11 protein-coding genes are annotated in these 12,698 nt (G+C 74.2%); 2 read left to right on the top strand and 9 right to left on the bottom strand.

Annotated features, from left to right (window positions below; translation table 11 throughout):
• Nucleotides 1-5 precede the first annotated feature (5 nt).
• From nirD to OHA81_RS10965, 3 genes are read right to left on the bottom strand one after another with little or no spacing between them, the layout of a single operon-like run.
• A complete protein-coding gene (gene nirD, locus OHA81_RS10975; protein WP_329195057.1) occupies nucleotides 6-344 on the bottom strand; it encodes a nitrite reductase small subunit NirD in 339 nt (112 codons plus the stop codon).
• Nucleotides 341-2,902 carry a nitrite reductase large subunit NirB gene (gene nirB / locus OHA81_RS10970; protein ID WP_329195055.1) on the bottom strand — a complete coding sequence of 854 codons (2,562 nt, stop codon included), beginning with the start codon at nucleotides 2,900-2,902 and terminating at the stop codon, nucleotides 341-343. Before nirB ends, nirD begins: the two co-directional genes overlap by 4 nt.
• 2 nt (nucleotides 2,903-2,904) lie before the next feature.
• Nucleotides 2,905-4,176 (bottom strand): NAD(P)/FAD-dependent oxidoreductase, encoded by a 1,272-nt coding sequence (locus tag OHA81_RS10965; protein WP_329195054.1) that lies wholly within the window; start codon nucleotides 4,174-4,176, stop codon nucleotides 2,905-2,907.
• Nucleotides 4,177-4,348: 172 nt separating this feature from the next.
• Between OHA81_RS10965 and OHA81_RS10960 the strand changes: the two genes are divergently transcribed.
• Nucleotides 4,349-5,125: a sulfite exporter TauE/SafE family protein gene (locus OHA81_RS10960; protein ID WP_329195052.1), complete on the top strand. Its 777-nt coding sequence runs from the start codon at nucleotides 4,349-4,351 to the stop codon at nucleotides 5,123-5,125.
• 34 nt (nucleotides 5,126-5,159) lie between these two features.
• Here the strand turns inward: OHA81_RS10960 and OHA81_RS10955 are convergent, their stop codons facing one another.
• Both OHA81_RS10955 and OHA81_RS10950 read right to left on the bottom strand, forming a co-directional pair.
• Nucleotides 5,160-5,795: a class F sortase gene (locus tag OHA81_RS10955; RefSeq protein ID WP_329195049.1), complete on the bottom strand. Its 636-nt coding sequence runs from the start codon at nucleotides 5,793-5,795 to the stop codon at nucleotides 5,160-5,162.
• 131 nt (nucleotides 5,796-5,926) lie between these two features.
• Nucleotides 5,927-6,469, bottom strand: coding sequence for a hypothetical protein (locus OHA81_RS10950; protein WP_329195048.1), 543 nt, complete (start codon nucleotides 6,467-6,469; stop codon nucleotides 5,927-5,929).
• Nucleotides 6,470-6,840: 371 nt separating this feature from the next.
• Here OHA81_RS10950 and OHA81_RS10945 point away from each other — a divergent pair, with 371 nt between their 5' ends.
• On the top strand, nucleotides 6,841-7,296 hold the full coding sequence (locus OHA81_RS10945) for a gamma-glutamylcyclotransferase family protein (RefSeq protein WP_329195046.1): 456 nt from the start codon (nucleotides 6,841-6,843) through the stop codon (nucleotides 7,294-7,296).
• 10 nt (nucleotides 7,297-7,306) lie between these two features.
• On the opposite strand, the gene dnaG is transcribed toward OHA81_RS10945, so the two are convergent.
• From dnaG to OHA81_RS10925, 4 genes are all read right to left on the bottom strand, one after another.
• Nucleotides 7,307-9,205: a DNA primase gene (dnaG, locus tag OHA81_RS10940; protein ID WP_329195044.1), complete on the bottom strand. Its 1,899-nt coding sequence runs from the start codon at nucleotides 9,203-9,205 to the stop codon at nucleotides 7,307-7,309.
• A 34-nt stretch (nucleotides 9,206-9,239) separates the two neighbouring features.
• On the bottom strand, nucleotides 9,240-10,514 hold the full coding sequence (locus tag OHA81_RS10935) for an NAD(P)/FAD-dependent oxidoreductase (RefSeq protein ID WP_329195042.1): 1,275 nt from the start codon (nucleotides 10,512-10,514) through the stop codon (nucleotides 9,240-9,242).
• 93 nt (nucleotides 10,515-10,607) lie between these two features.
• Nucleotides 10,608-11,924 (bottom strand): deoxyguanosinetriphosphate triphosphohydrolase, encoded by a 1,317-nt coding sequence (locus OHA81_RS10930; RefSeq protein WP_329195040.1) that lies wholly within the window; start codon nucleotides 11,922-11,924, stop codon nucleotides 10,608-10,610.
• Between the two features lie 55 nt (nucleotides 11,925-11,979).
• A complete protein-coding gene (locus tag OHA81_RS10925; protein WP_329195038.1) occupies nucleotides 11,980-12,693 on the bottom strand; it encodes a sirohydrochlorin chelatase in 714 nt (237 codons plus the stop codon).
• Nucleotides 12,694-12,698 lie beyond the last annotated feature (5 nt).

Genomic DNA, 12,698 nt, shown 5'->3' with positions numbered 1-12,698 from the left:
GCGGCCTATACGGGCGCGGGCACGGCGGTCCGCACCGGGTAGGTCCGGACCGCCACCGCCTCGTCGTCCAGGCAGCGCCCCGATTCCAGGTCGAACCGCTGCTTGAGCAGCGGCGAGGCCACGAACGGGCGCCCCGTCACCGCGCCCACCAGTCCCCGGGCGAGTACCTGCGCGCCGGTGAAGGGGTCCCGGTTGCCGATGGCGTACGGGCGTCCCCCGCGGTCCACGAACACCGCGGCTTGGCTCCCGTCGGGCAGCAGGGCCGCGACCCCGCGCCCGGGGGTCAGTTCCGAAAGCTCGCACACCGTCAGCCAGCCGCCGTTCACTTCCAGCTCGATGGTCACCGGTTGCCTCCCACGGGCTCAAGGGTCAGTACGGTCAGGTCGGGCTTGACCTGGTCGCGTTCCGGCACGAACCGCACGCTGGGGTCCGGGGCGCCGGGCGCGTTGACGAAGGACACGAACCGGCGCAGCCGCTCGGGGTCCTGGAGGGTTTCGGCCCACTCGTCGCGGTAGTGGGCGACGTGGTCGGCCATCAGCGACTCCAGCTCCGCGCACAGGCCGAGCGAGTCGTGCACGATCACGTCCCGCAGGTGGTCCAGCCCGCCCTCCAGCCGCTCCAGCCAGGTCGAGGTCCGCTCCAGCCGGTCGGCGGTGCGGATGTAGAACATGAGGAACCGGTCGATGAGACGGACCAGTTCGGCGTCCGACAGGTCCTGGGCGAGCAGGTCGGCGTGGCGCGGGCTGGCCCCGCCGTTGCCGCCGACGTACAGGTTCCAGCCGTTCGCCGTGGCGATGACGCCGAAGTCCTTGCTCTGCGCCTCCGCGCATTCGCGGGTGCAGCCGGACACCGCCGACTTCAGCTTGTGCGGGGCGCGCAGGCCCCGGTAGCGCAGCTCCAGGTCGATGGCCATGCGCACGCTGTCCTGCACGCCGTAGCGGCACCACGTCTGGCCCACGCAGGACTTCACCGTGCGCAGCGCCTTCCCGTAGGCGTGCCCGGACTCGAACCCGGCGTCCACCAGCCGTGCCCAGATGCGCGGGAGCTGGTCGACCGCGGCCCCGAAGAGGTCGATCCGCTGCCCCCCGGTGATCTTCGTGTAGAGGCCGAAGTCGCGGGCCACCTCGCCGATCACGATGAGCTTGTCGGGGGTGATCTCGCCGCCCGGGATCCGGGGGACGACCGAGTACGAGCCGTTGCGCTGCATGTTCGCCAGGAAGTGGTCGTTGGTGTCCTGGAGGGCGGCCTGCTCCCCGTCCAGGACGTATCCGCTCGCGCCCAGCGTCGCGGCGAGCGAGGCGATGATCGAGGCGACCGCGGGCTTGCAGACCTCGCAGCCCTCGCCGCCGCGGGCCTCGTCGCGCCCGTGGCCGTCGAGGATCTCCCGGTACGAGGTCAGGCGGCGGGTGTGGACGATCTCGTACAGCTCGGCGCGGGTGTACGGGAAGCAGCCGCACAGCCCCTTGTCGGCGGCGGCGGGCAGCAACTGCCCGATCACCTTGAGGCAGCCGCCGCAGCCGGTGCCGGCCTTGGTGCACTTCTTGACCTCGGGGAGGGAGGTGAAGGCGGTGATCTCCTTCTTGGTGACGTTGTGGCAGGAGCAGATCACCGCCGTGTCGGGCAGCGCGGACGGGCCGAGCTGTGCGGCCGGCCCGATGCCCGCGGGCAGCACCAGCTGCTCGGGCAGGACCGGCGGAACGCTGCCGGTGAGCGGCCGCAGCAGCCCGTAGGCATCGGCGTCACCGACGAGGACACCGCCGAGCAGTACGCCGTCGGGGGAGACGACCAGCTTCTTGTAGACGCCGGAACGGGAGTCGGAGTAGACGACGTCGAGGCAGTCGGGGGTGGCTCCGTGGGCATCGCCGAAGGACGCCACGTCCACGCCGAGCAGCTTGAGCTTGGTGGACAGGTCGGCTCCGGTGAACTCCCGCTCGCGGCCCAGCAGGTCGTCGGCGGCCGTCTCGGCCATCTCGTAGCCGGGGGCGACCAGGCCGTAGACCCGGCCGTCGACGGCCATCGCGCATTCGCCGATGGCGTACACGCGGGGGTCGGAGGTGCGGCAGCGGGCGTCGACGGCGATCCCGCCCCGTTCGCCGACGGTGAGGCCGGCGTCGCGGGCGAGCTGGTCGCGGGGGCGGACACCGGCGGAGAAGACGACCAGGTCGGCGGGGACGGTCGAGCCGTCGGAAAGGCGCATCCCGCTCACCGAGCCGTCCTCGCCGGTGAGGACCTCCTGGGTGCCGACGCCGGTGTGGACGCTCAGGCCCATGGCCTCGATGGTCCGCAGCAGCGCGGCGCCGCCCCCGTCGTCGACCTGGACGGGCATCAGCCGGGGGGCGAACTCCACGACCCGGGTGGCCAGCCCCAGCCCTTGCAGGGCGCCCGCGGCCTCCAGCCCGAGGAGTCCGCCGCCCACGACGGCCCCGCTGCTGCGGCCCTTCCCGTACGCCTCGATCGCGAGGAGGTCCTCGATGGTGCGGTACACGAAGCAGCCGGGGGCCTCCTTGCCGGGCACGGGCGGCACGAAGGGGTAGCTGCCGGTCGCCAGCACGAGGACGTCGTACGGGAACACCCGCCCGGAGCGGGAGGTGACGGTGCGGGCGCCGCGGTCGATGGTCTCCGCGGGGTCGCCCAGGTGCAGGTCGATCCCGTGCCGGGCCATGAACCCGTCCGGGGTCAGCGACAGGTCCTCGGGGGTGCTGCCGGAGAAGTAGGAGGTCAGGTGGACCCGGTCGTAGGCGGGCCGGGGCTCCTCGCACAGGACGGTGACGCGGTGCGTGGAGGTGATCCCGCGCTCGGCGAGGGCCTCCAGGTAGCGCTGGCCGACCATGCCGTGGCCGACGAGCACGAGGGCGGGGCCGGCCGCGGGGGCGGGTCCGGGGGTGGGCGGGACTGCGGCCATGATCAGGAGCCTCCGTCGTCGGTGAGCAGGTGCGAGAAGTCGGTCAGGGCGGCCCCGTCCTCCCATGAGCGGGCCAGGGCGCCCACGGTGGACAGTTCGCCGAGGAGGACCCCGCCGACCAGGCGGTCGCCGCGGACGACGACCTGTCGGTAGGTCCGGCGGGTGGCGTCGGCGAGGCGGATGACGTCGTCACCGGGCAGCGGGGTCGGCTCCCCGAAGGCGGCGAGGTCCAGGGGCGCGCTGCCGCCGGGGAGGCCGCCGGCGCCGTCGCCGGGGGTGAGGGTGAGCCGGGTCAGCGCGCGGGTGCCGGTGTAGGTGCCGGCGGGGCCGCCGGTCCCGGTCAGGGCGGCCGCCAGGGCGTCGGCCTGCTCCAGTGCGGCCCCGGCCAGCCCGTACACCCGGCCGTCGTGCTCGGCGCAGTCGCCGATGGCGTGGATGCGGGGGTCGCTGGTGCGCAGGCCGTCGTCCACGACGATGCCGCCCCGCACCTCCAGCCCGGCGGCCCGCGCCAGTCCGGTGCGCGGGCGCACCCCGCAGGCGAGCACCACGAGCTCGGCGTCGAGCCGGTAGCCGTCGGCGAGTTCCACGCCGGTGACCCGGGTTCCGGCCCCGGGGCGGGGGGCCGCGGCCTTGGTCAGGCCGCGCACCCGGCACTCGGTGTGGATCTCGATGCCGAGAGCCGTGAGGTGGGCGCCCAGCAGGGCCGAGGCAGCCGCGTCCAGCTGGCGTTCCATCAGTCGCTCGGCCTGCTGTGCGAGCACCACCTGGGCGCCCCGGGCGGCGAGTGCGCGGGCCGCCGAGACCCCGAGGAGACCGCCGCCGATCACCACGGCGCGCAGGCCGGGGCGTACGGCCGCGGAAAGGGCCAGGCAGTCGTCCATGGTGCGGAACGCGTGCACGCCCTCGGGCAGTTCCCGGCCGTCCGGCTCGAACAGGCCGCGCAGCGGCGGAAGGACCGGGTTCGAGCCGGTGGCCAGGACGAGGGTGTCGTACCCGAGCACCGCCCCGTCGTCGCAGTGCACCGTCCGGTCGGCGCGGTCGACGCGGACCGCGCGCACGCCCCGGCGCAGCGCCGGGCCCGGGTCCGGGAGCCCGATCACCTCGGGGGCGTACCGGCCGGCCAGGATCTCGGCCAGCAGCACGCGGTTGTACGGGACGTGCGGCTCCTCGCCGAGCACCGTGACCGCCGCGGCACCGCCGGCGGTCAGCCGCGCCGCGCACCGCAGGCCGGCCAGGCCGCCGCCGATCACCACCACACGCCGATCCGAAGTCATGGAACGAGCGTGCGGGGCCGCTGTTTCCCCGCCGCATCGCCGCTGTTACCCGGACGGAACGCGCACCTCAGCACGGAGCCGGGCGGCCCGTGAGGCTCTCGAACCTCAACCTTTGCGCAAGTTTCCCGGGATCCGTGGTCATTGCAGCCAACCGCTCCATAGGGTCGGAGCCGTGCCTGACATATCAACCACGATGATCATCGTGCTCTGCGTGGCCGCCGCGGCGGCCGGCTGGATCGACGCGGTGGTCGGGGGCGGCGGACTGCTGCTCCTGCCCGCCCTGCTGCTCGGTCTTCCGCACACGCCCCCCGCCGCCGTCCTCGGCACCAACAAGGCGGTGGCCATCGTCGGCACCACCGGGGCGGCCGTGACGTACGTCCGCAAGGCACCGGTGGACGTGAAGCTCGCCGTCCGCATCGGCCTGGCCGCGCTCGCCGGTTCGATGGGCGGCGCCGCGCTGGCCGGGGGGATCAGCAAGGACGCCATGCGCCCGCTGATCATGGCGGTACTGGTGGTCGTCGCCGCGGTGGTGATCTTCAAGCCCGGTTTCGGCGCGGCCGCGTCCACCGCGCCCGTCAGCCGACGCCGCGTGCTGCTCGCCATCGGCCTGGCGGGACTGGGCATCGGCTTCTACGACGGACTCATCGGGCCCGGCACCGGCACCTTCCTGGTCCTCGCCCTCACCGCGCTGCTCCACCTCGACCTGGTGACCGCCTCCGCCACCGCCAAGATCGTCAACTGCTGCACGAACGCCGGGGCGCTCGCGATGTTCGCGTACCAGGGGATGGTGCTGTGGCAACTGGCGGCCCTGATGGCGGCTTTCAACCTGGCCGGCGGCATGATCGGGGCCCGGATGGCGCTCACCAAGGGCAGCGCGTTCGTCCGGACGGTGCTGCTGACGGTGGTCGGCGCGCTGGTGGTCAAGCTCGGCATCGAGCAGTGGGGCTGAGGCGTACCGGCCGCCAGGGCCGCCCTGTCCTGTCCTAGTACGTCCCCGTCAGGTGGGCGAAGACGACGACGTTCCCCTCGTAGCCGGTGCGGGGTGAGAAGGCGCCCCCGCAGGTGATCACGCGCAGCTCGGCGCGCGGCGAGGGCCCGTACACCCGGGAGTCGGGGAAGGCCCTGGCGTCGTACACCTCGACGGCGTGGACGGTGAACACGGCCGTGCGTCCGTCCGCGCGCGCCACCTCGATCGTGGCCCCGCGGCGCAGCGCGCCCAGGTGGTAGAAGACGGCCGGGCCGGTGGCGTGGTCGACGTGGCCCGCGATCAGGGCGGTGCCGGTGGCGCCGGGAGTGGTGCCGTCGCGGTACCAGCCCGCGAGGTCGCGCCGGGCGGGCGGCGGGACTTCGAGGCTGCCGTCGGCCTGTAGCCCCAGCCCGGTGAGCGGGGCGTCCACGCGGATCGACGGGATCCGGATCCGGGTGGGCGGGGAGCCGGGCAGCGGGGCGATGCTCCCGGCGTACGAGGCCTGGCCGCTGAGCGCGCTCAGCGCCTCGGCGGGGGACGGCAGCGGCGGCCCGACGCTCTCCCCCGAGCCGCTGCTCACGAGCCAGATGCCCACGCAGGCGGCGAGGGCCAGGAGCCCGCCGCGGCCGGCGATGCCGGAGGTGCCCACCATGCCTGCCCCCTCGTGCTCGCTTCCCGTGCGTATGACTGGCCGTCGCCCGGCCCCGCGAACGGGGGGGACCTCGCGGGGCGGGCGACGGGGGGACGGTACCGCTCGGACCGCGGCCACGGCCGCGGGGTCCGTCAGCTCCGCGTGCCGCTCGCCCGGCGACGCAGGAGCCAGGTACCGCCGACGGCGACCGCGGCCAGCACGGCCGCTCCCGCCGTGATCTTGGCGGGGTCGGTGGTGGTGGTCGTGCCACCACCGACCCCGGTCCGTACGTGGCCTTGCGGGCCACGATCGGTGACGACCAGGTCGCCGGTGGCGAACTTGCCGTTCGCGCAGGTCGCGCCGATGTCGTAGGTGCCGGGCCGGAGGTCGCGGGCGACCTGGAACTGCCCCGTGACCACTTCCTTGCGGGTGCCCGGCATCAGCTTGAAGCGTCCCCCGCCGACGGTGGTCGCATCGCCCTCGGCGTGGCCGGAGGGGCCGCAGGCGCTGGTGTTCACCGTGACGGTCACACCCGGGGAGGCGGACTTCGGCCAGACCTCCAGCGGGGCGAAGTCGCCCGGGGCGAAGCCCGGCATGCCGAGTTCCGCGGCGGCGACCGCGCCCGCGACCGGGCCGGCGAAGGCGACGGCGGTCAGCGCGGTGGCGGTCAGCACGTGTGCGGTGCGGCGGCGCATGGGGGCTCCTGGGAACGCGGGGTCGTGTTCCGAGATAACCCGCCCCGGCCGCGCGCCGCCTCCTGATGCGGTGTCAGGTACGCCGTGCGGGCGGGTGTCCGCGCAGCTCAGACGGGCCCGCTTGGGCCGTCCGGGGGACCCTGCCCGTCCGGGTGACACCGGCCATCGCCCGGTGCCGGTCCGTGCCGTCCGTCGCCGGTCCGTGCCGTCCGTCGCCGTCTTGTCCCGTCCCGTCGCGTGCCCGCCCGGGGCCCGCACCGGCCGGGCGCAGGAGGTACGGCACGGGCTTACGCCGGCCCCGAGCGGTGCGTACGGTGGAGGCCCGCGCGGACGGAGCGACCCGCCGCGCGGCCACGTCCTGGGAGGGCCTCGTGACACCGCTCGACCGGCCGGGAACCGCCGCGCCCGCACTGCCGTTCTTCGTGTACGGGACCCTGCGGCCCGGCGAGGTCAACCACGACATGTTCCTGAGGGGCCGTACGGCGGCGGAGGAACCGGCCCTGCTGCCGGACGCCGCGCTGTACGAGGGCCCCGGGTACCCGTACGCCGTCGCGCGCCCCGGAGCCGCGATTCGCGGCGAGCTGGTCACCCCCGAGCCCGAGGCCTACGCGGAGCTGCTGGTCGCGCTCGACCTGCTGGAGGAGTACCGGGGCCCGGGCCTCCCGGGGAACGTTTACGACCGGGTCGCCCGCGAGGCCCTGCGCCCCGACGGCATCCGGGTCCTGGCCTGGGTGTACCTGGCCGCCGCACCGCTGGCCCGCGCCCTCGCCCGCTCCGGGACCGAGATCCCGGGCGGCGACTGGCTCGTCCCCGGCCGGTCCGGGTGACGACCGGCGGCTACAGCCCCTCGGCCCCGCGGTTGCGCAGCCGCTGCCCGTACTGCTGGAGGACCCACAGCTCCTCCTGGACCGCCGCCAGCTGCTCCGGCGGGGCCTGCGGCCCCAGCCGCGAGAGCGTGCCCTGGATCTCCTGCACCCGGCGGTCCACGGCGCGCAGCCGCACCTGCACCAGCTGGACCCCCGCGTAGACCTCGTCCACCGTCTTCGCGTGGATGGCTTCGACCGCGAGTTCCGTGACCAGCGCGCGCACGGTGTCGTTGGGCGCGGCCTCACGGACCCGCGTCAGGTAGTCCTCGGTGCCCAGCGAGGCGCCGCCCGCATCCTGGATGGCCTGGCGGACCGCCGCGTAGGGCGGCGCGGTGAACTCGTCGATCCCGTACGCGTCGAAGGCGGGGGAGACCAGGGCCGGTCTCTGCAGCGCCAGCTTGAGCAGCTCGCGTTCGGTGCGGTGGGCGGGGCTGCGCAGGTTCAGCGCCGGGCCGCCCGCCGCCACGGGGGCGGGCGCGGGGGCGGCCTCGTACGACCGGCCGCGGCCGCCGTGCTGCGGCTGGCCCCCCCGCTCGCGCGCCCAGCGGGCGAGCTGCGCGACCCGCTTGACCACGAACTGTTCGTCGCGGATGCCCAGCATTCCGGCCAGCTGTACCGCCGACTCGTGCTGGATCGCGATGTTCTTGATGTGGGCGACGACGGGGGCCGCCTCGTCCAGCGCGGCCGCCCGGCCCGCCGGGTTCTCCAGGTTGTGCCGGGCCACGATGTGCCGCAGGGCGAACTCGAACAGCGGGGTCCGTGACTCCACCAGTCCCGAGACGGCGGCGTCGCCCTGCGCGAGCCGCAGGTCACAGGGGTCCATCCCGCCCGGGGTGATCGCGATCGAGGTCTCTGCGGCGAACTTCTGGTCGTCCTCGAAGGCGCGCAGCGCGGCTTTCTGGCCCGCCGCGTCCCCGTCGAAGGTGAAGATCACCTCGGCCGTGGCGTTGTCCATCAGCAGCCGGCGCAGGATCTTGATGTGGTCCCCGCCGAAGGCCGTGCCACAGGTCGCGATCGCGGTGGTGACCCCCGCCAGATGGCAGGCCATCACATCGGTGTAGCCCTCCACCACGACGGCCCGCGAGGTCTTCGCGATCTCCTTCTTGGCCAGGTCGATGCCGTAGAGCACCTGGGACTTCTTGTAGATCGCGGTCTCGGGGGTGTTCAGGTACTTGGGGCCGTTGTCGTCGTCGCGCAGCTTGCGCGCGCCGAAGCCGACGACCTCGCCGCTGATGTCGCGGATCGGCCACATCAGCCGCCCGCGGAACCGGTCGATCGGCTTCCCGCTGCGGCTGTCCTGGGCCAGGCCGGAGGTGATCAGCTCCTTGTCGCTGAACCCCTTGCCGCGCAGGAAGCGGGTCAGGTGGTCCCAGCCGGCCGGGCTGTAGCCCACGCCGAAGTGCGCGGCCGCGGCCTGGTCGAAGCCGCGCTCCGCCAGGAACTTGCGGCCGATCTCCGCCTCGGCGCCGCCCAGCTGGTCGGCGTAGAACTGCGCGGCGGCCTTGTGCGCCTCGACCAGCCGGATCCGCTCGCCGCGGCCGCTGGTACCGGCGGTGTAGCCGCCCTCCTCGTAGCGCAGGGTGATGCCCGCCTGGCCGGCGAGGCGCTCGACCGCCTCCGAGAAGGAGAGGTGGTCGATCTTCATGATGAAGTCGAGGGTGTCCCCGCCCGCCTGGCAGCCGAAGCAGTGGTACAGCCCCTTGCTCGGACTGACCTGGAAGGACGGGGACTTCTCGTCATGGAAGGGGCACAGGCCCTTGAGGTTTCCGCCGCCGGCGTTGCGCAGCTGGAGGTAGTCGGAGACCACGGCGTCGATCGGGACCGCGTCCCGTACCGCCTTCACGTCGTCGTCGTTGATCCGTCCTGCCACGCGTGAAGTCTACGGCCGGGCGCCGACAAACCCGTCAGGCCCCCTCCGCCGCCACCAGGGAAGAGAGCGGAACCGACGGGTCCGCCAGTTTCTCCCGGTCCACCGGCGCGTGGGAGCGGATCAGGGCCTGGATGTGCCCGGTGACGTCCCACACGTTGACGTTCATCCCGGCGAGCACCCGGCCCTGCGACAGCCAGAACGCGATGAACTCCCGCTTGCCCACGTCGCCGCGGATCAGCACCTGGTCGTAGCCGCCCACCGGCGCGTACCCGGAGTACTCCAGGCCCACGTCGTACTGGTCCGAGAAGAAGTAGGGCACCCTGTCGTACGCGACCTCCTGCCCCAGCATCGCCCGGGCGGCCGCCGGGCCGCCGTTGAGCGCGTTCGCCCAGTGCTCGACGCGCAGCCGGGTCCCGAGCACCGGGTGGTGGGCGGCCGCCACGTCCCCGACGGCGAACACGTCCGGATCGGACGTGCGCAGCGACGCGTCGACGGCGATCCCGCCGCCGTGCTCCCGGTCCACCAGGGCCAGCCCCGAGCTCTCCGCGAGCGCCGTGCGGGGCGCGGCACCGATCGCGGCGAGCACCGCGTGCGCCGGGTGCTCCTCGCCGTCGTCGGTCCGGGCGGCCAGCACCATCCCGTCCTGCCCGACGATCTCGGTCAGCCGCGCGCCGAAGTGGAAGCGGACCCCGTGCTCGGCGTGCAGGTCGCCGAAGAGCCGGCCGATCTCCGGCCCCAGCACCGCGTGCAGCGGTGTGGCCAGCGGCTCGACCACGGTCACCTCGGCGCCGTACCCGCGGGCCGCCGCGGCGACCTCCAGACCGATCCAGCCGGCGCCCGCGATCAGCAGGTGGCCGTTGTCCCGGCCCAGCCCGGCCAGGACCTGCTTGAGCCGCTCCGCGTGTGCGAGGCGCCGCAGGTGGTGCACCCCCACCAGACCGGTGCCGGGGACGTCGAGGCGGCGCGGCTCGGCGCCGGTGGCCAGCAGCAGCTTGTCGTAGTGCAGGGCCGTGCCGTCACCGAGGACGACCTTCTTCGCGGACCGGTCCAGCTGGACGGCGGGCTGGCCCAGGTGCAGCTCGATGTCGGCACCCGCGTACCAGGACGGCTCGTGGACGAAGACGCTCTCGCGCTCCTCCTTGCCCGTCAGGTACCCCTTGGACAGGGGAGGGCGTTCGTAGGGATGCTCACGCTCGTCCCCGATCAGGATCACCCTGCCCGTGAACCCCTCGGACCTCAGGGTCTCGGCCGCTTTCGCCCCGGCGAGACCCGCGCCGACGATGACGAACGTCCTGTGTGCGTCGACCACCTGATGCCTCCTCATAACCTCTGCGCCACATGCGGCCACATGCGAGCGTCCCGCACCGAGCCTGCCCCGTGAAGGGGGAGTGGCCCGATCGGCTCACCCTTCGGCGCGTCGCGGGCGTCGGGTGAGACGGGCGTGCAACGAGCGGGCCGAGGCGTCGGTGAGGGCGGCGATCTGGTCGATGACCGCCCGTTTCCTCGCCTTGTCGTCGGGCGCGTCCTCGAAGATCGCCCGGAACTGGGGGTCGAGGCCCTCGGGTGCGCGGGCGCTGAGCGCCTCGGCGAGTTCGGCCAGGACGATGCGCTGGTCCGCGCGCAGCCGCTCCTGCTCGTCGCGCTGCATCACGTACAGGTCGGCGACCGCCTTGAGGACGGCGCACTCGTTGCGCGCCTCCCGGGGAACGACCAGCTCGGCGGCGTAGCGGGTGAGGCGGCCCGATCCGTACGCCTCCCGGGTCGCCGCCTCCGCGGCCAGGCAGAAGCGGCCGATCAGCTGGCTGGTGGCGTCCTTGAGCCGGGCCTGGGCGACGGCCGAGCCGTCGTAGCCGTGCGGCCACCACTCCTCCCCCATCAGCCGGTCCAGGGCCTCCCGCAGCTCCTCCGGCGCCGTGTCGGCGGGCACGTACCGGCCGATCGCGACCTGCCAGATGGCATCGCGCTCCGGTTCGGCGAAGAGCATGTTCGGGTCGAGGTGCCCGGCGTGCAGACCGTCTTCGAAGTCGTGGACCGAGTACGCCACGTCGTCCGCCCAGTCCATGACCTGCGCCTCGAAGCACTTGCGGTCGGCGGGCGCGCCCCGGCGCAGCCAGCCGAAGACCGGCAGGTCGTCCTCGTACGCGCCGAACTTCACCGAGTCGGGGTCGGTGGGGTGCCCGCCGCGCGGCCAGGGGTATTTGGTGGCGGCGTCCAGCGCGGCCCGGGTCAGGTTGAGACCGACGCTGACGAGTTCGCCCGTCACCGGATCGGGCACGAACCGCTTCGGCTCCAGCCGGGTCAGCAGGCGCAGCGACTGCGCGTTGCCCTCGAAACCGCCGCAGTCCTTGGCGAACTCGTTGAGGGCTTCCTCGCCGTTGTGTCCGAAGGGCGGGTGGCCCATGTCGTGGGAGAGGCAGGCGGCCTCGACCAGATCGGGATCACAGCCGAGGGCCGCCCCCAGCTCGCGGCCCACCTGCGCGCATTCCAGGGAGTGGGTCAGGCGGGTGCGGGGGCTCGCGTCCCAGTCGTAGGAGCGGGTTCCGGGGGTGACGACCTGCGTCTTGCCGGCGAGGCGGCGCAGGGCGGCGGAGTGCAGTACGCGGGCGCGGTCCCGTTGGAAGGCGGTGCGGCCGGGCCGTTTGTCGGGCTCGGCGGCCCAGCGCTCGGTGTCGGCAGGCTCGTAGGGGTCGGTGCGGGTGGTGCTCTCCATGCCTTCCATGCTCAGACGTTAACCGGAAGAGCCGACAATGCGGGTGATCCGGGGCGGCCCGGACCTACGCGGTGGCCGGCTCCAGAGGTGTCCGGCGCCGGGCGAGGGCCTGGTCGTAGCGCAGCAGGACGAGACGGGCGAGGGCCGGGTGGTCGCCGAGCGGCGCCGCGGCCGGACCGGTCGCGGCAGCGGCGCTCTGGGCGGCGAAGCGGCCGGGGGCGGTGAAGTACGAGGCCACGGCGATCCGGTGGTGCCCGCGGGCCGCGAGGGTGCGCAGGGCGCCGGCCACGGACGGGGTCGCGGCGGAGGCGTGGGCGGCCACGACGGGCACCCCGCCGAGCCGCTCGGACAGCAGGGCGGCGGTGCGGCGGGTGTCCTCGGCGGCGTCCGGGTCGCGGGAGCCGGCGGCGGCCAGTACCACCGCCGTCCCCGGCGCCCAGGAGGCCTCCAGGAGCCGCTCGTACAGGGCCTCGACCAGCAGCGGGTGCGGCCCGAGCGGGGCCGCGACCCGGGTGCGCAGGTGCGCAGCGCGGGCGGCCGCCGCGGGGAGGTCGCGCTTGACGTGGTGTCCGCGGCTCAGCAGCAGCGGTACGAGGACGGCCTCCCCGGCGAGGGCGTCGAGCGTCTCGCCGAGCAGCGGCCGGTTCAGCTCGATGTGCCCGAGGCGGACGTCGAGGCGGGGGCGGAGCAGGCGGACCCGCTCCAGCAGGGCCCGGACGCTGTGGAGGGCGCGCGGGTCACGGCTGCCGTGGGCGACGGCGACGAGGGCGGGCTGCATGCGGG

The sequence above is a fragment of the Streptomyces sp. NBC_00667 genome (assembly GCF_036226825.1).
Taxonomy (GTDB): domain Bacteria; phylum Actinomycetota; class Actinomycetes; order Streptomycetales; family Streptomycetaceae; genus Streptomyces.
The sequence above is the reverse complement of the archived record's forward strand: the minus strand, read 5'-3'. Positions and strand labels throughout refer to the sequence as shown.